General features: G+C 63.1%; 23 protein-coding genes. 15 read left to right on the forward strand and 8 right to left on the reverse strand.

Annotation, left to right across the window (positions count from 1 at the left end):
- Positions 1-188 precede the first annotated feature (188 nt).
- Positions 189-1100 carry a deoxyribose-phosphate aldolase gene (gene deoC, locus GZH79_RS01745; protein ID WP_211641577.1) on the forward strand — a complete coding sequence of 304 codons (912 nt, stop codon included), beginning with the start codon at positions 189-191 and terminating at the stop codon, positions 1098-1100.
- Positions 1101-1148: 48 nt separating this feature from the next.
- Positions 1149-3449 (forward strand): aldehyde dehydrogenase family protein, encoded by a 2301-nt coding sequence (locus GZH79_RS01750; protein WP_211641409.1) that lies wholly within the window; start codon positions 1149-1151, stop codon positions 3447-3449.
- A gap of 59 nt (positions 3450-3508) precedes the next feature.
- Here the strand turns inward: GZH79_RS01750 and GZH79_RS01755 are convergent, their stop codons facing one another.
- From GZH79_RS01755 to GZH79_RS01775, 5 genes are all read right to left on the reverse strand, one after another.
- Complete coding sequence (locus GZH79_RS01755) at positions 3509-4186, reverse strand: DUF1523 family protein (RefSeq protein WP_211641410.1); 678 nt, start codon at positions 4184-4186, stop codon at positions 3509-3511.
- 9 nt (positions 4187-4195) lie between these two features.
- On the reverse strand, positions 4196-4462 hold the full coding sequence (locus tag GZH79_RS01760; protein WP_211641411.1) for a hypothetical protein: 267 nt from the start codon (positions 4460-4462) through the stop codon (positions 4196-4198).
- A 200-nt stretch (positions 4463-4662) separates the two neighbouring features.
- Positions 4663-4995 (reverse strand): hypothetical protein, encoded by a 333-nt coding sequence (locus tag GZH79_RS01765; RefSeq protein ID WP_211641412.1) that lies wholly within the window; start codon positions 4993-4995, stop codon positions 4663-4665.
- Positions 4992-5132: a hypothetical protein gene (locus tag GZH79_RS01770; RefSeq protein WP_211641413.1), complete on the reverse strand. Its 141-nt coding sequence runs from the start codon at positions 5130-5132 to the stop codon at positions 4992-4994. The genes GZH79_RS01765 and GZH79_RS01770 overlap by 4 nt, the downstream gene beginning before the upstream one ends.
- Before the next feature lie 226 nt (positions 5133-5358).
- Positions 5359-6120 carry a L,D-transpeptidase gene (locus GZH79_RS01775; RefSeq protein ID WP_249218917.1) on the reverse strand — a complete coding sequence of 254 codons (762 nt, stop codon included), beginning with the start codon at positions 6118-6120 and terminating at the stop codon, positions 5359-5361.
- A gap of 323 nt (positions 6121-6443) precedes the next feature.
- Here GZH79_RS01775 and GZH79_RS01780 point away from each other — a divergent pair, with 323 nt between their 5' ends.
- The 4 genes from GZH79_RS01780 (at position 6444) to GZH79_RS01795 (ending at position 10676) form a co-directional block, all read left to right on the forward strand.
- Entirely contained in the window at positions 6444-6914 is a 471-nt protein-coding gene (locus tag GZH79_RS01780) for a hypothetical protein (protein ID WP_211641414.1), read from the forward strand.
- 3 nt (positions 6915-6917) lie between these two features.
- Positions 6918-7901: a P1 family peptidase gene (locus GZH79_RS01785; RefSeq protein ID WP_211641415.1), complete on the forward strand. Its 984-nt coding sequence runs from the start codon at positions 6918-6920 to the stop codon at positions 7899-7901.
- Between the two features lie 67 nt (positions 7902-7968).
- A complete protein-coding gene (locus GZH79_RS01790; RefSeq protein WP_211641416.1) occupies positions 7969-9447 on the forward strand; it encodes an NAD-dependent succinate-semialdehyde dehydrogenase in 1479 nt (492 codons plus the stop codon).
- 125 nt (positions 9448-9572) lie between these two features.
- Entirely contained in the window at positions 9573-10676 is a 1104-nt protein-coding gene (locus GZH79_RS01795) for a histidine kinase dimerization/phosphoacceptor domain -containing protein (RefSeq protein WP_211641417.1), read from the forward strand.
- Here GZH79_RS01795 and GZH79_RS01800 read toward each other — a convergent pair.
- Positions 10673-11272, reverse strand: coding sequence for a DUF1285 domain-containing protein (locus tag GZH79_RS01800; RefSeq protein WP_211641418.1), 600 nt, complete (start codon positions 11270-11272; stop codon positions 10673-10675). The two genes, GZH79_RS01795 and GZH79_RS01800, sit on opposite strands and share 4 nt — an antisense overlap.
- A gap of 59 nt (positions 11273-11331) precedes the next feature.
- Here GZH79_RS01800 and GZH79_RS01805 point away from each other — a divergent pair, with 59 nt between their 5' ends.
- The 9 genes from GZH79_RS01805 to GZH79_RS01845 all read left to right on the forward strand — a co-directional run bounded on the left by GZH79_RS01805 (position 11332) and on the right by GZH79_RS01845 (position 23730).
- Positions 11332-12336, forward strand: a complete 1005-nt coding sequence (locus GZH79_RS01805; protein ID WP_211641419.1) for a MoxR family ATPase — start codon at positions 11332-11334, stop codon at positions 12334-12336.
- Positions 12333-13205 (forward strand): DUF58 domain-containing protein, encoded by an 873-nt coding sequence (locus GZH79_RS01810; RefSeq protein WP_211641420.1) that lies wholly within the window; start codon positions 12333-12335, stop codon positions 13203-13205. The genes GZH79_RS01805 and GZH79_RS01810 overlap by 4 nt, the downstream gene beginning before the upstream one ends.
- Positions 13206-13265: 60 nt before the next feature.
- Positions 13266-16037 carry a DUF4159 domain-containing protein gene (locus GZH79_RS01815; RefSeq protein ID WP_211641421.1) on the forward strand — a complete coding sequence of 924 codons (2772 nt, stop codon included), beginning with the start codon at positions 13266-13268 and terminating at the stop codon, positions 16035-16037.
- A gap of 76 nt (positions 16038-16113) precedes the next feature.
- On the forward strand, positions 16114-18195 hold the full coding sequence (locus tag GZH79_RS01820) for a hypothetical protein (protein WP_211641422.1): 2082 nt from the start codon (positions 16114-16116) through the stop codon (positions 18193-18195).
- Positions 18196-18277: 82 nt separating this feature from the next.
- Positions 18278-19711 (forward strand): FAD-linked oxidase C-terminal domain-containing protein, encoded by a 1434-nt coding sequence (locus tag GZH79_RS01825; protein ID WP_211641423.1) that lies wholly within the window; start codon positions 18278-18280, stop codon positions 19709-19711.
- 58 nt (positions 19712-19769) lie between these two features.
- Positions 19770-20855 carry an FAD-binding protein gene (locus tag GZH79_RS01830; RefSeq protein WP_211641424.1) on the forward strand — a complete coding sequence of 362 codons (1086 nt, stop codon included), beginning with the start codon at positions 19770-19772 and terminating at the stop codon, positions 20853-20855.
- Positions 20855-22240, forward strand: a complete 1386-nt coding sequence (gene glcF, locus GZH79_RS01835; protein ID WP_211641425.1) for a glycolate oxidase subunit GlcF — start codon at positions 20855-20857, stop codon at positions 22238-22240. The genes GZH79_RS01830 and glcF overlap by 1 nt, the downstream gene beginning before the upstream one ends.
- Positions 22241-22303: 63 nt before the next feature.
- Positions 22304-23104 (forward strand): trypsin-like serine protease, encoded by an 801-nt coding sequence (locus GZH79_RS01840; protein ID WP_249218918.1) that lies wholly within the window; start codon positions 22304-22306, stop codon positions 23102-23104.
- Positions 23105-23262: 158 nt separating this feature from the next.
- Positions 23263-23730: an Hsp20 family protein gene (locus GZH79_RS01845; RefSeq protein WP_211641426.1), complete on the forward strand. Its 468-nt coding sequence runs from the start codon at positions 23263-23265 to the stop codon at positions 23728-23730.
- A 63-nt stretch (positions 23731-23793) separates the two neighbouring features.
- On the opposite strand, the gene GZH79_RS01850 is transcribed toward GZH79_RS01845, so the two are convergent.
- The gene (locus tag GZH79_RS01850) at positions 23794-24273 is read right to left on the reverse strand and encodes a pyridoxamine 5'-phosphate oxidase family protein (protein WP_211641427.1); all 480 of its coding nucleotides are present in this window, start codon (positions 24271-24273) and stop codon (positions 23794-23796) included.
- Between the two features lie 64 nt (positions 24274-24337).
- On the reverse strand, positions 24338-25819 hold the full coding sequence (nhaC, locus tag GZH79_RS01855) for a Na+/H+ antiporter NhaC (RefSeq protein ID WP_211641580.1): 1482 nt from the start codon (positions 25817-25819) through the stop codon (positions 24338-24340).
- Positions 25820-25874: the final 55 nt, after the last annotated feature.

The following is a 25874-nucleotide window of genomic DNA, read 5'->3' on the forward strand; positions in this document are numbered from 1 at the left end:
CTTTAGCGCCAAACGCGGTCCGGGTCACGCCCCTGACGCAGCGTCGGACATAATTGACCATTCGGTCAAACCTTGCGCGGCACACGCGGTCATGCGACGCTTCGCCCACGCCCGAAGGAGTGCCGCCCGTGAGCCCGACAAAAACCGAAGATCCGCACCTGCCCCGCAATCCCGGGCGACCGCTGGACATGGACTGGGTGATGCGGACGCAGGCCAATACATCCGCCATCGAACGCCGGGCCGCGACCCTGCCCGGCCGGCGCAGCGTCAAAAAGGATTATCAGGCCGCATGGCTGTGCAAGGCGATCAGCCTGATCGACCTGACCACGCTGGCCGGTGACGACACCGACGCCCGCGTCCGGCGCCTGTGCGCCAAAGCGCGCCAGCCCGTGTCGGCCGCACTGCTTGATACGCTGGGCATGCAGGGGCTGACCACCGGTGCTGTCTGCGTCTATCACGACATGGTGCCGACCGCCGTCGCTGCACTGGCAGGATCGGGCATTCCCGTGGCGGCCGTATCCACCGGGTTTCCTGCGGGCCTGTCGCCATTCCACCTGCGGCTGGCCGAAATCGGGGAAAGCGTCGCTGCGGGCGCGCAGGAAATCGACATCGTTATCAGCCGACGCCATGTGCTGTCGGGGAACTGGCAGGCGCTATATGATGAAATGTCACAGATGCGCGCCGCCTGCGGGCAGGCCCATGTCAAGGCGATCCTGGCAACCGGAGAGCTGGGCACCCTGCGCAACGTCGCCATGGCGTCATTGGTCTGCATGATGGCAGGCGCGGATTTCATCAAAACCTCGACCGGCAAGGAAAGCGTCAACGCGACCCTGCCCGTGTCGCTGACAATGATCCGTGCGATCCGCGATTATCATGCGGCCACCGGTATCCACGTCGGGTATAAACCTGCAGGCGGCATTTCCAAAGCCAAGGACGCGCTGGTCTATCTGTCCCTGATCAAGGACGAACTGGGCCACCGCTGGCTGCAACCCGACCTGTTCCGTTTCGGGGCGTCCAGCCTGCTGGGCGATATCGAACGGCAACTGGAACACCACGTCAGCGGCAGCTATTCCGCCGGCTGGCGTCACGCGATGTCATAGGCGTCGTGTTTTGAGTATTTTTGGCAAGATGATGAGAGGGGTTCAGCGATGACCGTCAAGGAGATCTTTGAGACCATGGATTATGGCCCCGCCCCCGAAAGTGCGAAAGAAGCCTTTGCCTGGTTGGCCGAAAAAGGTGATTTTGGACATTTCATCAACGGGGCATGGACTGCCCCAGGTGATCTGTTCGCCACCGTGAACCCTGCGACCGGCGATACGCTGGCGCAGGTCACGCAGGCGACTCAAGCCGACGTAGACGCCGCCGTGAAGGCCGCGCGCAAGGCGCAGTCCGGATGGGCCAAGGACGGCAGCGCCCGGGCGCGGGTACTGTATGCGCTGGCGCGGCTGTTGCAGAAACATGCGCGCCTGTTCGCCGTGCTTGAAACGCTGGACAATGGCAAGCCGATCCGGGAATCGCGCGATATAGACGTGCCGCTGGCACAACGTCATTTCTATCATCACGCAGGCTACGCCCAGCTGATGGCGTCCGAACTGCCGGACCGCGCGCCGCTGGGTGTCTGCGGGCAAGTCATCCCGTGGAACTTTCCCCTGCTGATGCTGGCATGGAAAATTGCGTCTGCGTTGGCGATGGGCAATACCGTTGTGCTGAAGCCCGCCGAGTGGACCCCGCTGACCGCCCTGCTGTTCGCGGACATCTGTGGTCAGGCCGGTGTGCCACCAGGCGTCGTGAACATCGTGACCGGCGACGGTGCCGTGGGCGAAATGATCGTTGCCGCAGAGGTCGACAAAATCGCCTTTACCGGATCCACCGCCGTCGGGCGCCGCATCCGGGCCGTGACCGCTGGTACGGGCAAGGCGTTGAGCCTCGAACTGGGTGGCAAGGGCGCCTACATCGTGTTCGAGGACGCCGACATCGACAGCGCGGTCGAAGGTCTGGTTGACGCGATCTGGTTCAACCAAGGGCAGGTCTGCTGCGCGGGATCGCGGCTTTTGGTGCAAGAAGGCATCGCAGACGACTTTCACGCCCGGCTACGCCGCCGCATGGACGGGCTGCGTGTGGGCGATCCGCTGGATAAATGCATCGACGTGGGCGCAATGGTGCATCCCGAACAACTGGATCGTGTCCGCGCCCTTGTCGACGCGAATACCGATGGCGACATGCATCAGGTGCCGGTGCCTGACGGCTGCTACTACCCGCCGACGCTGATCACAGGCCTGTCACCGGCATCGCCGTTGATGGGTCAGGAAATATTCGGCCCGGTTCTGGTCTCTACCACCTTTCGGACCCCGGCAGAGGCGGTCGAGATCGCCAACAACACGGCGTATGGGCTGGCCACCTCTGTCTGGTCGGAAAACGTCAACGTCGCACTGGACATCGCGCCGCGGCTCGTGGCCGGGATCGTCTGGGTGAATGGCACCAACATGATGGACGCCGCTGCCCCGTTCGGCGGCGTCCGTGAAAGCGGGTTCGGCCGTGAAGGCGGTTGGGAAGGTCTGACGGGCTACACCCGTCCCGCCGTGGCGATGACATCGCCCGCAGCGGTCGCGGCCCACGGTGGCGACGCCACAGGGGACGGGATCGACCGCACGGCAAAGCTTTACATCGGCGGCAAACAGGCACGACCCGATGGCGGCTATTCCCGCGCGGTCCATGGCCCCAAGGGCAAGCTTTTGGGCCACGCCAGTCTTGCCAACCGCAAGGATCTGCGCAACGCGGTCGAGGCGATGAATGGCGCGTCCGGCTGGGGACGCACATCAGGCCACCAGCGCGCGCAGATCATCTATTACATTGCCGAAAACCTGTCGGCGCGGGCGGATGAATTTGCAAACCGCTTACAGGACTTGACCGGCAAGGATGGCAAGGCAGAGGTCGCGGCATCCATCGACCGCCTGTTCAGCGCCGCAGCATGGGCTGACAAATACGACGGTCAGACCAAGGGCGTGCCGCTGCGCGGCGTTGCCTTGGCGATGAAGGAACCGGTCGGCAAGATCGGCATCCTGTGTCCCGACGCACAGCCGCTGCTGGGACTGGTCGGGCTGATGGCCCCCGCTATCGCCATGGGCAACAGGGTCGTCATCGCCGCTTCAGAGGCGTTTCCACTGGCTGCAACCGATTTCTACCAAGTGCTGGACACCTCTGACCTGCCCGCCGGCGTGGTCAATATCCTGACCGGCATGCACGCCGATCTGGCCGAACCGTTGGCCCGGCATCTTGATCTGGATGCGGTCTGGGGGCTGGCGGGTCACGCCCAGATGATCGAAGCCGCCAGCGCCGGCAATCTGAAACGCACATGGACCGGACCATTCGATCCCAGTGCCGACATGACCCGGGACATTCTGGGACACGCGACAGAGGTCAAGACGATCTGGGTGCCCTACGGCGCGTAGGGTCCCGTTTCTTCTTGCCAGAAATATCCCGGGGTCCGGGGCAGCGCCCCGGTCCTGACCTATCTGCGATCCTTTGATGTCCAGTTATCGAGCCAGCGGCGAAACCCGCTGCGTCGTTTCGCCAGATCGGCGCGGGCGATATCCATCCGGTCGCCCGCCGCATCCAGCGAGGGGTCGATCATGCGTTCACGAAACTGCCGCCACATGCCCCGGATGACGAAAAACGCGGCGAACAGGAACACGAAAAACCCGATGTTGAACCACGGCACGATGCCCGGTCGCGGCCCATCGACGGGCGATATCGCCACGGCATTGGGATAGATCGATGCCCAGCGGATGCGCCAACCGTAATGCGTGATGGAATACCAGCCTTCCGTCCGGGCGGCGGCGGCGGATTCAGCCTGAAGATCGGCACTGTCGAACTTGAAATAGGGGGGCCAGATCCAGCCAGTGTCTTCGTTGCGGTACACCATGACCTCTGTCCGGTCGCGCGGGATGAACCCCAGCAGATAGGTGCGTATCTTGGACGTGTTGATCAGTCGCAGGTCGCGGGTCGGCTGTTCGACGGCACCGCTGTCAGGCTGTGCGTAAAAAATCCGGTTATATGAACTGAAATCCGTGCGGATCACCTCGGTCGAGGTGATTTGCACTGTGTCGTGCTGCGGCAAGACGTAATGCAGGAAAAGCGCCACCAACAGGATCGGCAGCAGGCGAAAGAAAAATCCCAAGGTGCGCATGTTGTCCCCTTATCCTGAATTCACGACATAGATGATCGTCGAAACCACGACAATCGGCACGATATAGACCGACAGCAACAGCTTGGGGCGTAATCCCGCGCGATAGGCGGCCATGCCATCCGCGACATACGCTTCGCGGGTCTGGCCAGGATGCGGTGATTTATCATAATCGTCTTCCAGACGTTCGCGCCGCAGCGATGCGGAATACAGCGACAGCGACCAGTAAACGACGGTCAAGCCAATCAGTCCGAAACCCAAGAGTTTGATAAACGCCATATCGTCCTTTCTTTTACCCCAAGGTCTGCGCCGGGCGGGCCGTGGCAGGGATCCTGACCGCGGTCCGCTATGTCCCCGCGCACCACCGCCGTGCCACCACGGTAGTCGCGTTCGTGCATGTGCGCCACGCAGAACGCGCCAATCAGCCAAAGACGCTGTCGGGCCGAAAAGCGATGCGCAAGCGGTCCGTGGCCAGCCGCCTACCAGACCGCATTGACCCATGTGCGCGGCAAACCCGCCAGCGACAGCAGCATGAACGGCGCCCAGATCAACGAGGTCGACAACGCCAGACGGCCAAAGAATACCACGTTTCCGACAATCCCCAGATCAAGGATCCGGTTCAGCGGAATTCCCCCTTGGAGATAGAGGAAAACGAAATAAACCCCCGTCAATATGCACAGGATCAGCGCCGACAGCACACCATTGACGATCAGCGGTTTGATGCCTTCGGGCAGGATCATCGACAAAAGCTTTGGCACAAGCCACGCGATCAGGGCCAGCGCCATCGCGGGTATCAGCAGTGCGGCGGTCATGGCGTTTTCCATGCGGCAAGGCAGCGGAACGCTGCAACCAGACGCAGCGGATCGCGCAGGGCGCTGTCGATGGCTGCCGCGTCGGATATGTCGGCACGGCGGACTGCGATTTCAGTGTCGCGGTTGATTATCTGCATGACGTTCGGGCCTGATCGGATGTCGCGGTACTGCGATCAACGCAAACTTTGTGTCCTTGTCATGGAACAGAAGCAGAAACAGGCCGGATTTGTCCATCCCGTCGTCGGGCGGATTTCCATTTATGGCGTGAACCTAACCCGCGCCCCTGCCGCTTTTGGCGCGGGGTCGCCGGGTAGAACGTGGGGCCACCTGCTTTGTCAGCGGGCCGCGACCGAATGGCCGCAATCAGAAATTGCTGGCCAGTTGGTCGCGTTGCGGTTCACGATCGGCCGACACCGCCGCCGGGCCAAGCAATTCGTCAGCGCTGATGATGGTCGGCGGCTGTTCGACGCCACGGTTAAAATATTCAGGATCGACGCGCAGTGATTCCGCCTCGGACCGGATGTTGATAGTCATCGGCGTGGTGACATTGTTGTACAGGTGAATGATGTCCTGATTGAACATGCGGATACAGCCGGCAGAGCCGGAATTGCCGATGCTGGCCAGATCGTTGGTCCCGTGCACGCGATAGTAGGTATCGCGCCCGTTGCGGTAGATATACAGCGCCCGCGCACCCAATGGACTGCGCAGACCGCCGGGGATGCCACCGCGGAAATCGCTGTAAACCTCTGGTTCGGTGCGGATCATGTTGGCGGTTGGCGTCCAGCCGGGCCATGCCTTTTTCAGCTGGATCGTCGCCAGACCAGACAATGTGCGACCTTGACGGCCAACGCCGACGGGATAGCGGGTGGCCGTGCCATCCATCTTCACGTGATACAGAAACTTGGCATAGGGATCGACGTCGATGGACCCGCGCGGCGCTTCGCCGGTATAAACGCCTTCCATCCGGCGATTGATGCCTTGGGTGTATTCCAGCGGGATCGGCGGCAGATCGTAGCCCGCATCCTGAAGGGGTGGGTATTCCGGCAAGAATGCGGGCATTTCGACCACAATTCCGGTGTCCGGGACACGCGGGGCACATGCCGCCGCGCCAGAAGCCAAAAGCATGGACCCAAAGGCCCGGCGGGACATGGACGACGTGACTGTCATTTCTATTTTCACCGATCTTTATTTCAATCCTCTTTATCATTCCGGAATGATTTGGCAAATCGTCAGCGCCCCCGCGTTGCAATCGCTCACGATGGGTTGACCGGATTGCTTGCCTTGCGCGGGGCTGAACGGCAAGATTGCAGAATGAAACAGTTGAATTGCCGGATCGTGACCGGGCCCATCGCGCGAATCGCCCGACCTTTTGCCACCGCAGGGGCGAGGGCGTTGGCTTACTTTCACCACGCTATCGACGCGGTGGACGTCGATGGGGGACGGTGCACGTGAAAATGACAGGCCTGTTCAATCGCCTGCTGCGCTATATTGCCCAGCGCGGCCTGCGCGATGCCGCGCGGTTGATCCCATCGGAAAGCAACCGGCTGGAACAGCCATCCCGCGCCAAGCCCGCGCCTGACGGGCAGATGCGGTTGCACCTCTTCGGGGCGAATTTCGAACACGAAGCGGACGCCATCGGGTTTTGCACCCAGCCACCGGGCACCGATCTGCCCAGCCCCCTGACCGTGCAACTGGACGGTGCCTTTGTCGATCACGCAGAGGTCGAGGTGGTGCACGGCGCGATCAAACAACGGCTGGACACGTTTCTGGAAGACGAAGACACCGATGATGTGTTGCTGCGGCTAGCCGGTGACAACACACTGATCATCCTGACAGAACGTGCTTTTTGTGGCATGCCTTTCAGCTTGGATGACACGCAGGATCTGACGTATCTAGGCGATATCATGGTGCGGGTCTGACGGATGCGGAATCTGCTGACGGATGTGGCCGGGCTGCTGGTCGGTCACGCACATGACACCCGGCTGAAATCGGGCGTCACCGTCGTCACAGCGGACACCCCTTTCGTCTGCGGCGTGCACGTCATGGGCGGGGCACCGGGCACGCGCGAAACCGATCTGCTGGCCCCCGACAAACTGGTTGAACGGGTCGATGCACTGGTGTTGTCGGGCGGGTCGGCGCTGGGTCTGGATGCGGCGTCCGGTGTGGCCAACGCGCTGCGCAGTCAGGGGCGCGGTTTCGATGTGGGTGGCCAGCGGGTGCCCATCGTGCCTGCCGCCATCCTGTTTGATCTGCTGAACGGCGGTGACAAGGACTGGACTGAAAACCCTTATGCCGCGCTGGGCGCTGCGGCGCTGCTGGCCGCCGATGATGCGCCCGGTCTGGGCAGCGTGGGCGCGGGCTGCGGGGCCACGACGGCAACGTTCAAGGGCGGGATCGGACAGGCGTCCACCATGCTGGAAGATGGCACCATGGTCGCGGCACTAGTGGCCGTGAACGCGCTAGGGTCTGCCGTGGTCGGTGACGGCCCGCAATTCTGGGCCGCACCGTGGGAAAACGGCGACGAATACGGCGGCCACGGTCCCGCGCTGCGTTATCCGGCAGGGCGCCCCGCGATGAAAGGCGACGGACGCCACACGACCCTTGGGATCGTCGCAACCGACGCGGCCCTGACGCAGGCGCAGGCCACCCGGCTTGCCATCAGTGCGCACGACGGGTTTGCTCGTGCGCTGGTGCCCAGCCACACCCCGATGGACGGCGATCTGGTGTTTGCGCTGTCCCATGGCCGCCGCCCCATGACGGACGCCGCTGGGATGGGTCATGCCGCCGCGACCGTTACGGCCCGCGCCATCGCCCGTGCCATCTGGCATGCGACAGCGGCACCCGGCGATCTGGTTCCAACCTACGCGGCACGACACGGCCCGCCACGGAACGCATCGGCAGACTAGCGGTTTTCCCCCGTCACCAACCAAACTATATCCGACGCAACGCAACCGGATTCCGAAAGGATCAGCCATGCTCGATCAGACAACCGACCTTGCCGCGCAACTCAAGCGCCCCGATCTTTTGTGCCAAAAGGCCTATGTCGCGGGGGAATGGGTGGACGCCGCATCCGGCAAGACCATCGACGTGGTCAACCCGGCCCGTGGCGACGTGATCGCCACCGTCCCCGACCTGACGCGCGAAGAAGTGGCGCGCGCCATCGCCGCCGCCGACAAGGCGCGCCATTCATGGGCCAAGCGCACCGGCAAGGACCGCGCGTCGGTGATGCGTAAATGGTACGATCTGATGATGGCCAACCAAGAAGACCTTGCCGTCATCATGACCGCAGAACAGGGCAAACCGCTGACGGAATCGCGCGGCGAGGTCGCTTACGGTGCGGGTTTCGTCGAATGGTTCGGTGAAGAAGCCAAGCGCATCTACGGCGAAACGATCCCCGCACATCTGGAAAACGCCCGCATTACGGTGATAAAGCAGCCGATCGGTGTTGCCGCCGCGATCACGCCGTGGAATTTCCCCAACGCGATGATCGCGCGCAAGGTGGCACCCGCCTTGGCGGCCGGTTGCGGTTTCGTGGTGCGCCCCGCATCGCTGACCCCGCTGTCGGCGCTGGCGATGGGCAAGCTGGCCGAAGAAGCAGGCATCCCCAATGGATTGTTCAGCGTCGTCACGTCCGACGACAGTTCCGGCATTGGCAAGGAGTTTTGCGAAAACCACGCCGTGCGCAAGCTGACCTTTACCGGATCGACCGAAGTGGGGCGCATCCTGCTGCGACAGGCTGCCGATCAGGTGATGAAATGTTCGATGGAACTGGGCGGCAACGCGCCGTTCATCGTGTTCGACGACGCCGACATTGACGCCGCCGTGCAGGGCGCCATCGCCTGCAAATTCCGCAACAACGGCCAGACCTGCGTCTGTGCCAACCGGATCTATGTGCAAAAAGGCGTCTATGACGCATTCGCGCAAAAGCTGAAGGCCGCCGTGGAAAAGCTGACCGTGGGTGACGGACTGAAGGACGGTACCGATCTGGGACCGCTGATCGAACCCAAGGCCAAGGAAAAGGTCAAGGAACACATGGCCGACGCCGTATCCAAGGGCGGCACCGTCATTCTGGGCGGCGAAGAACACGCGCTGGGCGGTCAATTCTTTCAGCCAACCATCGTGACGGGCGCGACGCAGGACATGCTGGTGGCGACCGACGAAACATTCGGTCCCTTTGCGCCGCTGTTCGCCTTCGAGGACGAGGACGAGGTGATCGCCATGGCGAACGACACGATCTTTGGTCTTGCCAGCTATTTCTACGCCAAGGACATGTCCCGCGTGATCAAGGTGCAAGAGGCGCTGGAATACGGCATCGTCGGCGTGAACACCGGGATCATCAGCACCGAAGTCGCGCCCTTTGGCGGCGTGAAACAATCGGGTCTGGGCCGCGAAGGCAGCCACCACGGCATCGACGATTACCTTGAGATGAAATACATCTGCACGGCTATCTGAATACCCGGATCGCCCGCACCGAAAGCGGTATTTTGCCGCTTTCGGTCATCCGATTGCGCACATCTTTTTCTTTTTGTACATCTCACATGGCAGGACCGTCCTGCGTTTTAATTAAGGATCGGTCCATGCGCGCAGCGTTGCCCCCGAACGAGGATGAACGGCTGGAGGCGTTGTCAGCCTATGATTTCAAAAGCACGCCGCATGAATCCGATTTCGACGATATCGTCGATCTGGCGTCCAAGATTTGTGAAACACCCGTGTCGCTGATGTCGCTGCTGGACAAGGACCGCCAATGGTTCAAATCCAGCGTGGGCGTGAAAGTCGATGATACGCCCCGCGACAACGCGATCTGCGCCCATGCCCTGCTGCAAGACGATCTGCTGGAAATCGAAGACATGCAGGTTGACCCGCGCACCGCCGATAACGGGTTGATTGTGCGGGACAACGGGCTGCGATTTTACGCCGGTGTTCAGCTACGCACGCCGCAGGGATTGGCGATCGGAACGCTGTGCGTGCTGGACAACAAACCGCGCAAACTGACGGACCTGCAACGCCAGACGCTGCGCACGCTTGCAAATCAGGTCATGACCCAGCTTGAACTGCGCCGCACGCTGCACAATCAGGAAATCCTGCGCCAGGAAATGGACCACCGGGTCAAGAATTCGTTGCAGACCGTGCAATCGCTGATCCGGCTTTACGGAAGCAAGGTGACGGACCCCGTCGCAACCGAAGCGTTCGCCGCCGTGGACCGTCGCCTGACCGCCGTTGTGGCGCTGCACCGCGAGTTGCATCAATCCAGCGCGGTGGCACGGGTACGGATGCAGCCGTTCATGGCGGGGATCCTGTCTCATCTGCGCCAGACCTGTCCGGACAGCATCACGATCAAATCGCAGGTCGCCGACTTTGAACTGGCATCTGCCGAAGCGACGGCGGTGGCCGTGGTGGTGTCGGAATGTGTGGCGAATGCGGTGAAACACGCCTTTCCGGACCAGCGCGACGGGGTGATCGACGTGACCTTGCAATATTGTCCCGATGGCAGAGTGGAAATGCGCTGCGCCGACAACGGCATCGGGTCCGACACCGCCAACAGTCCCATCGAAATGCTGACCAGTCTGGGCCAGCGGATCATGGAAGCCTCTGCCCAGCAGATCGCGGCAAAGCTGGACCGCAAAAGCGGGCCGGATGGTTATGTCGTCACAATGACATTCAAACCGGTGCTGGTGCCCTAGACACCATCGGGCAGTTCCGACGTCTTGATGATCGGAAAGAACGCGCCGCCCGACCGCACACCGAACCAATCGTCGCCATCGTGGTTTTCAGTCTCTCCCAGATCCACAAGACGGTAAAAACTTTTGCGGTCGATCAACGCTTCAAGGTTGCGACGGATCAGCACATATGGCGACGGTTCGCCCGTTTCGGGGTCGCGCGTCACCCGGATCGGCGCGTCGGGGCCTGCGGTGACATGATCGCCCACGTTGGTTTCGAACACCAGATCATCGCCCGTGCGCCGGAAATCGATGGCAACGAACGGCGCGTCTTCGACTGTGATGCCGACCTTTTCCACTGGCGTGACAAGGAAATAATCATCCCCCTCCCGTTTCAGGATGGTCGAAAACAGCCGCACCAGCCGGGTCCGGCCAATCGGTGTGCCCTGATAGAACCACGTCCCGTCCCGCGCGATCCGCATGTCGATGTCACCGCAGAAATCGGGGTTCCACAGATGCACCGGCGGCAGCCCACCTGCCTTTTGCGCCTTGTTTGCCGCATCCGCGAGGCTTTCGGCAGTAGGTGTCACGTTCTTTTGTGGACCGGGTCGCTTTGTCATTGGGGTCATCCGCGATAAGTGCTGTTATAACGGGACATAGCGGCGAAGGATGGATTGTCATGGCGAATACCGACGACCTTGTAGCGCAGATCGAAGCATTGGGCGAAAAGCTCGCACTTGCCCGCGCCTCGATCGCGGCGCGATTTCTGGGGCAGGATCGGGTCGTCGATCTGACGCTGACCGCGCTGATCTGCGGCGGGCATGCAGTGCTGATCGGCCTGCCCGGTCTGGGCAAGACCCGGCTGGTCGATACACTGTCGACGGTCATGGGGCTGGACGGCAACCGTATTCAGTTCACCCCCGACCTGATGCCAGCCGACATTCTGGGGTCCGAAGTGCTGGAAACCGGCGAAGGCGGCGCCCGCGCGTTCCGCTTTATCGAGGGTCCGATCTTCTGCCAGCTTCTGATGGCAGACGAAATCAACCGGGCCAGCCCACGCACGCAGTCCGCGCTGCTGCAGGCAATGCAGGAAAAAGAAGTCACGATCGCAGGCCAGCACCGCAAACTGGGCGTTCCGTTTCACGTACTTGCCACCCAGAACCCGATCGAACAAGAAGGCACCTATCCCCTACCAGAGGCGCAGTTGGACCGTTTCCTTGTGCAGATCGACGTGCCCTATCCCGACCGCCAGACCGAACGTGACATCCTGATTGCGACCACGGGTGCGGTCGATGCGCAATCCACCGCCGTCTTTACCGCCGCCGAACTGCTGGCCGCACAGGATTTGCTGCGCCGGATGCCAGTGGGTGACGGGATCGTGGAAATGATCCTTGATCTGGTGCGCGCCTGCCGTCCGGGCGCGGATGCCACACGCGACGTGAACGACAGCGTCAGCTGGGGTCCCGGCCCCCGTGCATCGCAGGCGCTGATGCTGTGTGTGCGGGCGCAGGCACTGCTGTCAGGCCGACTTGCCCCCACGCCAGAGGATGTGCGCGCGATGGCCACACCCGTGCTGAAACACCGGATGGCGCTGTCCTTTGCAGCGCGCGCGCGCGGCGTCGATCTGGACGCGCTGATCGACAGCGTGGCCGCCGACATCACCCGGACCGCCGCCGCCGCATGACCGACCCCACCGCCCTGCGCACCCGCGCCGAACGGACCGCCAGCGCGCTGCCGCCCCTGTTGGCGACCGCGGAACATCTGGCCAGCACCGTGATCCTGGGCGATCACGGTCGCCGTCGCGCCGGAACCGGCGATACATTCTGGCAATACCGCCCCGCACAAAGCCACGACACCGCCCGCAGTATCGACTGGCGACGCTCTGCGCGGTCCGACAGCGCATTCGTGCAGGACAGGGAATGGCAGATCGCGCAGTCGGTCGTATTCTGGGTCGATCAGGGCGCGTCGATGCGGTTCAGCTCTGACTCCGGCGTGCCGGACAAGGCAACGGTCGCACGCACGCTGGCGCTGGCCTGCGCAATCTTGCTGAACCGGGGGGGTGAACGCATCGGATTGACCGGGTCCGCCTTGCCGCCCCGTCGTGGCACCGCACAGATCACGCAAATGGCCGCCTTGCTGTCGCAGGACGACCCCGCCGACTACGCCCTGCCCGAAGCACGCGGCATGGTGCCCCACAGCCGGGCGGTGTTCGTTTCGGATTTCCTGTCGGACCTCGCCCCGATTGAATCAGCACTGACCCGTGCCGCCGATCAGGGCGTGCATGGCGCGCTGGTCCAGATCCTTGATCCGCAGGAAGAAGCGTTCCCCTTTGACGGGCGCACCGTATTTGAGTCGATGACCGGTGGCCTGCGTCACGAAACGCTCAAGGCCGGAGATCTGCGCAACCGCTATCTGGACCGGCTGGCCGAACGCAAGGACCGGCTCAGCGGTCTGGGCCGCACGACGGGCTGGCAGTTCACGACACAGCACACCGATGCCCCCGCCACGCAGGCCCTGCTGTGGCTTTATTCCGCGTTGGAGCAATCGGCATGATCCTTCTTCTTGCCATAAATATCCCGGGGGTCCGGGGGCAGCGCCCCCGGGACTTGCATCATGACTAGCCTTGGACCGATCGCCTTTACCGCGCCGTGGTTGCTGCTGGGGCTGATCGCATTGCCGATCCTGTGGATCTGGCTGCGCGCGGTGCCGCCCGCCCCGGTGCGCCGCCGATTTCCGGGGGTGGCGCTGCTGCTGGGGCTGACCGACCGGGAAACCCAATCCGACCGCACGCCGTGGTGGCTGCTGTTGTTGCGGCTACTGGCTGTCGCCGCGATCATCATCGGGTTTGCTGGACCTGTGTTGAACCCACAGGACCCCCGCGACGGGTCCGGACCGTTGCTGGTGGTGCTGGATGGCACATGGGCCGACGCACGTGACTGGGCGCAACGGATGGAACGCACCCGACTTGCGCTGGATGACGCGGCGCGCACCGGTCGGCCAGCGGCGGTCATCACCCTGACCGATCCCCCGGACGCAATGCCCGATTTCCAGCCCGCACAGTCCGTCGCCCAGACCCTGCCAAACCTGCAACCCGCGCCGTGGTCACCGGACCCAACGGCGATGGCCACCTTGGCCGACACGCTGTCCGGTGCATTCGATACGCTGTGGCTGTCCGACGGGCTGGCCCGCGACGGGCGCGACACGATGCTGTCCGCGTTCGAGGATCACGGCATCCTGCGCGTCGTCCAGACCCCGCGCAGCACCGTGGCCCTGCGGCCCGCCGTTTTCGACAGCGGCAATATTGCGCTGTCTGCCGCACGCACACCGATCGGTCTGCCGCTAAGCGTGCCGGTGCAGGCCATCGGTCTGGACCCTGCGGGCACGGAACGGGTGCTGGCATCCATCGACATCGATTTTGCCGCCGGTGACGGCGTAGGCGAAACACTGCTGTCCTTACCACCGGAGCTGCGCAACCGCGTCACCCGCTTTGCGCTGGCCGGGGTACGATCCGCAGGTGCCGTGACGCTGACCGATGACGCCCTGCGCCGCCGCGAAGTGGCGTTGATCGCCGGTGGCGGTGCCGCCGAAGGGCTGGATCTTTTGTCGCCGCTTTACTACCTGCGCGAAGCGCTTGAACCGACCGCCGATCTGATCGACGGCACGCTGGAAGACGTCCTGCTGGCCAATCCGGATGTGATCGTGCTGGCCGATGTGGCCAACCTGTCGGGTGCCGAATCCGATGGCCTGATCGCTTGGGTCGAAAATGGTGGCCTGCTGCTGCGTTTTGCCGGTCCGCGGCTGGCGGCATCCGACGTGGGCCGCACCACCGAAGACCCGCTGCTGCCCGTGCGCCTGCGTGCCGGTGGCCGCAGTGTCGGTGGCGCGATGAGCTGGGGCGAACCCAAAAGTCTGGCAGCCTTTCCGGATGATTCACCTTTTCGTGGCCTGTCGGTGCCGGGCGACGTGACCGTGACAGCGCAGGTCGTGGCCCAGCCCGATCCCACGCTGGCGGACCGCGTGATCGCGGGGCTGGCGGACGGCACGCCATTGGTGACGCGCAAGGCGCTGGGTCAGGGACAGGTCGTGCTGATGCATGTGACCGCCAACGCTGAATGGTCGTCGCTTCCATTGTCGGGACTGTTTGTGCAGATGCTGGAACGGCTGGCGGTGTCCACGCGCCCCGCATCCCCCGACCTTGATGACCTTGCAGGTACGGTCTGGTTGCCGCAGGCGCGGTTGAACGCCTTTGGCGCATTGATCGACGCCACGGCCCAGGCGGGGGTGCCCGGCGAAACACTGGCAGGGGCTGTGCCCGGACCGAACCTGCCGCCGGGGGTTTATGCATTCGAGGATGCCCGTGTGGCGGTAAACGTGGCGGACGCAGATACGACGCTTGCCACCGCGCAATGGCCCGCGCGCATCCCGGTCGAAGGTTTGGACATCGCACGCGAACGCCCGCTGAAAGGCTGGCTGCTGGCCGCAGCACTAGTGCTGCTGGCGGTCGATGTGATCGCGTCGCTGGCGGTGGGCGGGCGGTTGCGCGGCCCGCGTGCCGATGTGGCCGCGGCCCTGCTGGCTGTGCTGCTGATCCCCGCCCTGCCGCAGGGCGCCAGCGCGCAGGCGCCCGACGACAGTTTTGCCATCGACGCCACGCAAGCGGTGTCGCTGGCCTATGTCCAGACCGGTGACCCGCAGATCGACGAGGTGTCGGAAGCGGGATTGCGCGGCTTGTCCGACGTCCTGTTCCACCGCACCTCTATCGAGCCATCGGCGCCGATGGCGATTGATCTGGAATCCGACGAACTGGCGTTCTTTCCGTTCATCTACTGGCCGCTGACGGCGAACCAGCCACTGCCGTCACGCGACGCCTATGCCAAGCTGAACCGCTATCTGCGGTCGGGCGGGATGATCCTGTTCGACACCCGTGATGCGGATACCGCGCGGTTCGGATCGTCCAGCCCCGAAGGTCGGCAGTTGCAGGCCATTGCCACGTCGCTGGACATTCCTGCGTTGGAACCGATCCCCGATGACCACGTGCTGACGCGGACATTCTACCTGATACAGGATTTTCCGGGCCGCACCGCCAGCCGCGACGTCTGGGTCGAAGCTGCCCCCCCCGACGCCGAACAATCCGAAGGGATGCCGTTCCGCAACCTCAACGACGGTGTGACACCGGTTGTGATCGGCGGCAACGACTGGGCGCGGGCCTGGGCGGTGGACCAATATGGCGACCCGATGTTCCCCGTCGGGCGCGGCAGCGCAGGCGAAACGCAGCGCGAATACGCTTACCGGTTCGGGGTCAATTTGATCATGCATGTGCTGACGGGCAACTATAAATCAGATCAGGTCCACGTGCCGAACCTATTGGAAAGGTTGGGCCAATGATCGGATGGTGCGCGCGTTGTGAGTGCGGGATGCCTCCGGCGGGGATATTTTTGGCAAGAAGAAGCAGGGGTTGCTGATGCAAACGGTGGTTCTGGACCCGCTGCTGCCGCTGGTGGCGATCTATGGCGTGGGCGCGCTGGTGCTGTTGGCCGTGGTGCTGGCGGTCTGGCGGCGGCTGTCCGGCTGGTGGCTGCGCGGGCTGGCTGGCCTTGCACTGATGGCGGCATTGCTGAACCCGGCATTGAGCCGCGAAGACCGCGAGCCGCTGTCCGATATTGTCATGCTGGTGGTCGATGAAAGCGCCAGCCAGCAGATCAGCGACCGACCCGACCAGACCGCCGCCGCGATTGCCAATGTCGAGGCAGAGGTCGCGCGGCTGGACAATACAGAATTGCGCGTGGTGACCGTCAGGGACGGCGCGGGCGATGGCGGGACGCAGGCGATGACGGCACTGGCCGAAGCATTGGCCGAAGAACCGCAGGGCCGGATCGCTGGTATCCTGATGATCACCGACGGACGTATCCACGATCTGGACCGCGCGCCGCCCCTGCCCGCACCGCTGCACGCGTTGGTGACGGGACAGCCCGACGACTGGGACCGCAGGCTGGTGGTGTCCAATGCACCTGCATTCGCCATTCTGGGCGAACCTGTCTTGCTGACCCTGCGGGTCGAGGATCAGGGGGCGGTGCCCGCCGGGTCAGAGGTCGCATCACTGCAGATCAGCATCGATGGCGGGCCACCGCTGCCGTTCGAGGTGCCGGTGGGGCGCGACATCGAATTGCCGGTAGACCTGCCGCACGGCGGGATGAACGTCCTGCAATTCGAGACACCCGAAATCGCGGGGGAATTGACCGCGCGCAACAATGCTGCCGTCGTGCAGATCAACGGCGTGCGCGACCGCCTGCGGGTACTGCTGGTGTCGGGCGAGCCGCATGCGGGCGAACGCACATGGCGCAACCTGCTCAAGGCGGACGCGGCGGTGGATCTGGTGCATTTCACCATCCTGCGCCCGCCTGAAAAGCAGGACGGTGTCCCCGTGGACGAGCTGTCGCTGATTGCGTTTCCGACCCGCGAGCTGTTCATGGAAAAGATTGAGGATTTCGATCTGATCATCTTTGACCGCTACCGCAGGCGGGGTATCCTGCCGTCGCTTTATCTGGAAAACATCGCAAATTACGTGATGAACGGCGGTGCTGTGCTGGTATCTTCGGGGCCGGAATACGGCAGTGCGGACAGCATCTTTCGTTCGCCGTTGCAGACAATTCTGCCCGGTGCGCCGTCCGCGCAGGTGTTCGAGGATGGCTATATCCCGCAAGTGACCGATCTGGGCGACCGTCATCCGGTGACGGCGGGATTGGAAGCGATGTCGCCTGCGACTGACGATGAGGGTCCGGGATGGGGCCGCTGGTTCCGGCTGGTGGATGTCACCGTGACCGAGAGCGCGAAGGTGTTGATGACCGCGCTGGACGATCGCCCGTTGCTTATGCTTGATCGTGTGGGCGAAGGCCGCGTTGCACTGATCGCCAGCGACCAGAGCTGGCTGTGGGATCGCGGTTTCGAAGGTGGGGGACCACAGGCGGAACTGCTGCGCCGTCTGGCACACTGGATGATGGAAGAACCCGAGCTGGAAGAAGAGGCGCTGTGGGTCGAACCGACGGGCCAGACAATGCGGATCATCCGGCGCACGCTCGATGACTCGCCGGGTGAGGTTGTCGTGACCACACCTGATGGTGACACCGTCACACTGTCGTTGGAAGAGGTCAGCCCCGGTCGGTTCGAGACGCTATGGGACGCGCCGGAAACGGGTCTGTATCGCCTGACCGACGGCACGCTGGATGCGGTCATCGCGCTTGGACCGGCAGCACCGCGCGAGTTCGAACAGACCATCGCAACCGAAGACACGCTGGCGGGGCCGATCGCTACTACGAACGGCGGCAGCGTCCGGGTGTCCGACGGTGCTGTCGATCTGCGCACGGTCCGTGAAGGCCGTCCAGCCGCGGGGCGCGGGTGGCTGGGGATCACACCGCGCGGGGCGTATCGCACGGCCGACATCACGATCGCGCCAATCCTGCCCGCCTGGGCGTTTTTGCTGATTGCGGCGCTGCTGGTAATCGGTGCCTGGCTGCTGGAAGGGCGCGGGCGTCGCCGCCAGCCCTGACCAAAGTGCCGCGGCTGCCCGCGGTGGCATCGCTTGTCACACCGGCGTCGGCACCGTAGGCTTTGGCGCAGGAGGAACGCAGATGCATATGCCAGCCCCGGACGCGCGGATCATGGACCTGAAATCGCAGCTTGCGGCGCGGTTGCGTCAGGTCATGGCCGCCGATGCCGTCATCGATGCCGAAGCCGAAACCCGCGCCTATGAATGCGACGGATTGAGCGCCTATAAATGCCCGCCGCTGCTGGCGGTCCTGCCGTCCTCGACCCGCGAAGTGGCTGACGTGCTACGGATCTGCCATGACATGGGTGTGCCCGTGGTGCCGCGGGGGGCCGGGACGTCGCTTGCAGGGGGGGCGATGCCGACGGCGGATTGTGTGATACTGGGTGTGGCACGGCTGAACGCGGTACTGGAAATCGACACAGCCGACCGTCTGATCCGGGTGCAGACAGGACGGACGAACCTGAGCGTCACAGGCGCTGTGGAAGCGGACGGTTTTTTCTATGCGCCCGATCCGTCAAGCCAGCTGGCCTGCGCGATCGCGGGCAATATCGCGATGAATTCCGGCGGGGCGCATTGCCTGAAATACGGCGTGACCACCAACAATCTGCTGGGCGTCACGATGGTGCTGATGGACGGCACCGTGGTGGAACTGGGCGGTGGGCATCTGGATGCCGCCGGGCTAGACCTGCTGGGTGTGGTCTGCGGGTCAGAGGGTCAGTTGGGGGTCGTCACGGAAGCCACATTGCGGATTCTGGCCAAACCAGAAGGCGCACGCCCTGTGCTGATCGGGTTTGACAGCAACGCCGTGGCGGGCGCCTGCGTCAGCGATATCATCAAGGCGGGTGTCTTGCCGGTCGCCATCGAATTCATGGATCGTCCCTGCATCGAGGCCTGCGAAGCATTCGCCAAAGCGGGCTATCCCGACTGCGAAGCGCTGCTGATCGTGGAAGTTGAAGGGTCCGACGCCGAAATCGATCACCAGTTGGGGCTGATCAGCCAGATTGCGCGGAGGCACAATCCGGTGGAAATCCGAGAAGCGCAGGATGCCGATCAGGCCGCGCGGATCTGGCTGGGGCGCAAATCGGCGTTCGGCGCGATGGGTCAGATCAACGATTACATGTGTCTGGACGGGACGATCCCGGTGTCGGAACTGCCCCGCGTGCTGGACCACATCCGCGCATTGTCGCAGGAATACGGGCTGGACGTGGCCAATGTGTTTCATGCAGGCGACGGGAACATGCACCCGCTGATCCTGTACAACGCCAATATGCCCGGCCAGCTGGAAACCTGCGAGGCGATGGGCGCCGCGATCCTGAAACTATGTGTCGAAGTCGGCGGTTGCCTGACCGGGGAGCATGGTGTCGGTATCGAGAAACGCGATTTGATGCACGTGCAGTTCGACCCCGTCGATCTGACGGCACAGATGGCGGTCAAGGATGTGTTCGATCCAAGGTGGCTCTTGAACCCCGCAAAGGTGTTTCCATTGGATGCATCGGCGCAACACCGGGCGGCCTGAGGCCGCCTTGGAGGCGCTGCCTCCAAACCTCCGGGATATTTTTGGCAAGAAGAAGATGATGACCCCGCAAACCGAAGACGATGTGGCGCAGATGGTACGCGACGCACAAGGACCGTTACGGGTGCGTGGCGGTGATACGCGCGGCGTGATGTCCGAGGGGGACACGCTGAGCACGGCCGGTCTGTCGGGAATGACGCTATACGAACCCGGCGCGTTAACCCTGGTCGTGCGGGCCGGGACGCCGATGACGGATGTGGAGGCCGCACTGGCAGCTGAAAACCAGCGTCTGGCGTTCGAGCCGCTGGATCACCGGGTCTTGTTGGGCACGACGGGCACGCCCACGATCGGGGGGGCCGTGGCAGTCAATGCAGCCGGACCGCGCCGGATTCAAGTCGGCGCCTGCCGCGATCACCTGCTGGGCGTGCGGTTTGTGGATGGTGGCGGGCAGATCATCAAGAACGGGGGCCGCGTGATGAAGAACGTGACCGGCTATGATCTGGTAAAGCTGCTGGCGGGCAGTCACGGCACGCTTGGCGTGCTGACCGAGGTATCGTTGAAGGTGCTGCCGCAGCCGGAACGCACCGCCACCCTGACCGCCCATGTGGCCGACGCAGGTGCTGCCGTCGCGCTGATGTCGCAGGCACTGGGATCGGCTTTTGACGTGACGGGGGCTGCGGCACTGCAAGAGGACGGCGGTTTCCGCGTTTTTGTCCGGCTGGAAGGATTTGACGCCAGCGTCAGGTATCGTGCGGGCCGACTGCGTGATGCGTTGCGGCTGGACGATGGCGATGACCCGTGGGCAGAGCTGCGCGATGTGGCCGTGTTGCGCCACCATGCAGGCGTTGTGCGCGTATCGGTCAGGCCATCGCAGGCGCCGCAGGTGCTGGCGCGGCTGGATGATGATGTCGCGGTGCAAATGGACTGGGGCGGCGGACTGATCTGGCTGGGGGGCGACGACGCTACGGCACTGCTGCGTGCGGCACAGGCTGTTTGCGCCGATCTGGGCGGGCATGCGACCGGGATCAAGGGCGATTTCGCCAGCCCGCGTTTCCAGCCGGAACCGGCAGCGGTGGCTGCGATCAGCGCAGGCCTGCGTGCGAAATTCGACCCCCGCGGTATCCTGAACCCCGGAGTGATGGGCTGATGCAAACCACATTTACCCCGGCCCAACTGGACGATCCGGCGACTGCACGGTCGAACCAGATCCTGCGGGCCTGCGTGCATTGCGGGTTCTGCACCGCCACCTGCCCAACCTATCAGGTGCTTGGCGACGAATTGGATAGCCCGCGCGGGCGCATCTACCTGATCAAGGACATGCTGGAAAACGACCGCGATCCGGACCCCACGACGGTCAAGCATATCGACCGCTGCCTGTCCTGTCTGGCCTGCATGACGACTTGTCCGTCCGGTGTGCATTACATGCACCTTGTGGATCACGCGCGCGCCTATATCGAGGCGCGTTATACCCGCCCATGGCCCGAACGGGCGCTGCGCTGGGTATTGGCGCAGGTGCTGCCCTATCCGCGGCGGTTCCGGCTGGCATTGGCAGGGGCAAAACTGGCGCGCCCGCTGGCGCGGTTCATGCCCGACCCGCGCCTGCGTGCGATGTTGCACATGGCGCCAAAAGTGATCCCGCCGGTATCGCGTAACGATGATCCGCAAACATTTGCCGTGCCGGACGCCAAAATGCGGGTGGCCCTGATGACGGGATGCGCCCAGCGCGCGTTGAACACCGATATCAACGATGCCACGATACGACTGTTGACCCGGCTGGGAGCAGAGGTCGTGATTGCAGACGGTCAGGGCTGCTGCGGCGCGCTGACCCATCACATGGGCAAGGAAGACGCATCGCACGCCAGCGCCGCCGCCAATATCCGCGCGTGGATGCAGGCGGGGGATCTGGACGCGATCGTCATCAACACGTCCGGCTGCGGCACGACGGTCAAGGATTATGGCCATATGTTCCGCAACGATCCGCTGGCTGCCGACGCCGCACGCGTGTCTGCGCTGGCGCGCGATATCAGCGAGATGCTGCTGGATCTGATGCCCGCCGATTGCCCGCAACTGGATCTGAACGTCGCCAAAGGCGGCATTGCGGGAACCGATGCCCAACGTTTGCCGTCACAGGCGGCGGGCGCAGGTGAGGGCTTGCGCGTCGCCTATCATGCGGCCTGTTCGTTGCAGCATGGCCAGCAGGTGAAAGCCGCGCCAAAGATGCTGTTGCAGCGGGCGGGGTTCACCGTGCTGGAACCGGCCGACAGTCACCTGTGCTGCGGATCGGCGGGCACCTATAACCTGATGCAGCCCGTCATTGCGGGCCAGCTCAAGGACCGCAAGGTTGCGACACTGGCCGCACTGACGCCTGACATCGTGGCGGCAGGCAATATCGGTTGCATGATGCAGATCGGGGATGCGGCGGGCGCGCCCATCGTCCATACGGTGGAATTGCTGGACTGGGCGACCGGGGGGCCACAGCCGCCTGCGTTATCCCGCGCATCGGCGCATCGGGCCGTTCCACGGTTGCGCTGATCGGTCATAGTGTTGCCATCTGCGTCTGCCACAGCATGGCCTTGACCAAAGGAACACCTGACCTTGCGACCGATCCTTTTTCTGTTCCTGACCTTGTTCGGCACGACACTGTCCGCGCAGGACACATCGTTGATGGCGCTGCAAACGTCTGACACCGGGCGCGGTTGGGAAGCCGTCGGGCGGTTGGACGTGGATCGCGGGGGGTTTTGCACCGCATCATTGATCGAAGAAAAATTGATCCTGACGGCAGCGCATTGTCTGTTCGATGCGGACGGCACGCGGATCGCGGCAGACCGGTTCACATTTCTGGCAGGTCTGCGCGATGGCAGGGCCGAAGCGACGCGTGGTGTGCTGCGCGTGACCGCGCATCCCGGTTACGTTCACCGGTCCGACCGTCCGCAAAATGATGCGGTTGCCATGGATATCGCCGTGCTGGAACTGGATCGCCCGATCCGGCAGGGAAGGATCGTGCCGTTCACGCTGGCGTCGGAACCCGTGACCGGCGCGCAGGTGGGCGTCGTGTCCTATGCCAGCGGCCGCGCCAATATTCCGAGCCTGCAAGAAGTATGCGAGGTGTTGGATCGCCAAACCGGAATGTTGGTGCTGACCTGTTCGGCGGATTTCGGGGCCAGCGGGTCGCCTGTCTTTTGGATGAACGGGGGTGTTCCGCGCATCGTTTCGGTCATTTCGGCCAAAGGGCGTTCCGGCGACCGTGACGTATCATTAGGCACGTCGCTGGCGGCACCACTGGCGACGCTGTTGCAGGCCCACGCGCAGGGCACGGGCGCCCTGCCACCACCTGTCGCGCGCACCATCGGGGTGGGATCACGCGACGGCACCGGGGCCAAATTCGTCCGCCCGTAACGGGTCTTTGTTTCGCGCGCAGCACCTCTTGAACGGGGGATTTAGGGTGCCCAGATATACGGCGTCGCGATGCCGTTGAGGGTCGCGGCATCAACCGGGGCCGGGCCCGTTCGGGGCGGCCTTACCGTGTTATCGCTTGAACCAAAGGATGACCTGACATGCGAAATCTAGACCTGACACCGCTTTACCGTGCCACAGTCGGCTTTGACCAGATCGCCGATCTGATGGACCGTGCACTTGCCTCTGATGTGGGCAGCCAGACCTATCCGCCTTACAATATCGAAAAGACCGAAGACGACGGGTGGCGCATTTCCATCGCCGTTGCCGGATTTTCCGACGCCGACCTGTCGATCGAAGTGAACAACCGCAACCTGATCGTGACCGGGCGCAAGACCGATGACGACAAGGGACGCAAGTTCCTGCACCGTGGCATCGCAACCCGTGCGTTTGAACGCCGGTTCCATCTGGCCGACCACGTCCATGTGACGGGCGCCAGCCATGTGGACGGGATGCTGCATATCGACCTGATCCGCGAAGTGCCCGAAGCGTTGAAACCGCGCCGCATCGCGATTGAAAAGCAGGCCCCGACCGACGCCGATGTCGTCGACGCCAAAGCTGTCAACTGATCCACCCAGACACACGAAAGGCGGGCCATCGCGGCCCGCCTTTTTAATTTTGAAGCCGGACGCTCAAAACGTCAGGTCGGCCTGGTAGCCCTGATCGGGTTCAGAGTCGGTCGCGTTCGCCTTGGCGATTTCGTAAAAGAAACGCACCGCACTGGTCGTCGAGAACCAGCAAGCAGCCGTTGTCGGTTCAAAGCACAGCAGGCGCACGTCGGGGTCCTGCTTGTCATCCTCGAACCAGGCGGATGCGACGAAATTCCAGATCTCGTCCAGCACCTTTTTATCGTCGTGCAGTTTCAGCGTGCCGTCGATATTTGCGTAAAGCCCCGATTTGCCGTCCGCGATGACGAAACGGGCGTCTTGCGGCGCACCAGTCGTGTTTTCGACCAGTGTTTCACCGGCAGCAGCGATAAACCATATCTTGCCATCGCGTTCCTTGCGCAGTGTAGGCGACATCGGCACCAGCTTGTCGTTCTTTCCCAGTCCCAGCATACCGGCTTGCACATCGTCCACACGGTCCCAGAAATCTTGTTTGGCGTCGCTCATCGCGGCCTCCTGTTAATTGATCTGGGTTGAAACGCGCGGCTGTGCCGCGCGGTTCCGGTCGATGTCATGCGGTCAGGGCGTGGCCGGACATATCCTTGACGTCCTCGTTCTGGTCTTTCCACGTGGCACGTTCATCATCGGTCGCTTTGGGTGAAAACAGCCCGGTCAGCGCGTAGAAAACGCCGATCACAGGTGCAGTCCAGCAAGCGAACGCCAGCGGGATATACAGCAGGTTTTCAAGGTTGCCGTCCATGATGCCCAGACCCAGTGCCGTGATGACAAATGCCCCACCCGCGTTCCAAGGGATAAGTGGCGACATCAGCGTCCCGCCTTCTTCGACCGCGCGCGACAGGTTCAGCGTCGAATAGCCGATGCCGCGATACAGCGGCGCATACATCCGCCCCGGCAACGCGATCGAGATATAGGGATCGCCCGCCACGACATTGGTCGCAAAACTGGTCGCGATGGCAGAGCTTTGGACCGCACCAAAGCTGCTGACCCGTTTGATGATTGCGTTAATGATGGCTTCCAGACAGCCGGTGCGTTCCAGCGCACCACCAAAACCAAGTGCGATCAGCATCAGTGAAATCGTCCACATCATCGACTGGATGCCACCCGCGTTCAGCAGGCTGTCGATATCCGACACACCGGTTTCGATGGCGAAACCCGATTGCGCATAGGTAAACACGTCATGCAAACCTTCGCCCTGCCAGAAGATTGCAACAAATCCGCCGGCCAGAACGCCCGAAAACAGCGATGGCAGGGGCGGTTGTTTCGTGACGGCCAGCCCCACAACCACAAGTGCTGGCAGCAGTGGCACCAGACCGATGACGAATTGATCCTGCAAGCCGCTGGTAATCGCATTGATCGCGTCGAACGATGTCTCGCCCTCGCCCATCAGCATGAAGCCCGCACCGATATAAATGGTCAGCGCGATCAGCATGGCCGGCACCGTGGTCGGCAGCATGTTCTGGATGTGGTCAAAAACCGTGACACCGGTGACGGCAGGCGCAAGGTTCGTCGTGTCCGACAGGGGTGAAATCTTGTCACCAAAAAATGCGCCCGATACGACCGCGCCCGCTGTCCAATAGACGGGCACGTCAAACCCCGCGCCGATCCCCATCAGCGCCAGACCGATGGTGCCGACCGTGCCCCAACTGGTCCCCAGCGAAAGCGATACCACCGCACACAGGATCATGGCGGCGGCCAGAAAGATTGACGGGTTCAGCAGCGTCAGCCCGTAATAAATCAGCGTCGGCACCGTGCCGGACGCGATCCAGACACCGATGATCATGCCGACGATGATCAGTACCGCCAGCGATGGCATCGACACATGGATGACGTGAAACACGCCTTCGCGGATGTCGGGCCAGACCTGGCCGCGCATCCGGCCCAGCAGTGCGGTGATCGCAAGACCGATGATCAGCGGGATATGCGGTGTGAAGTCGCCATAGTAGAAAAGTTGTAACGCCAGCAGGCCCAGTGTCAGCACAACAGGTAAAAGTGCGAGCCATAAGCTTGGCAGGTTCTTGTCTTCACTGGCTATGGCGTTCACGGCGGCCTCCGGTTTTTTGTGATGACAAAAAACCTAGGGCTTCAAA

It is taken from the genome of Loktanella sp. SALINAS62, from assembly GCF_018263905.1.
Classification (GTDB): domain Bacteria; phylum Pseudomonadota; class Alphaproteobacteria; order Rhodobacterales; family Rhodobacteraceae; genus Loktanella.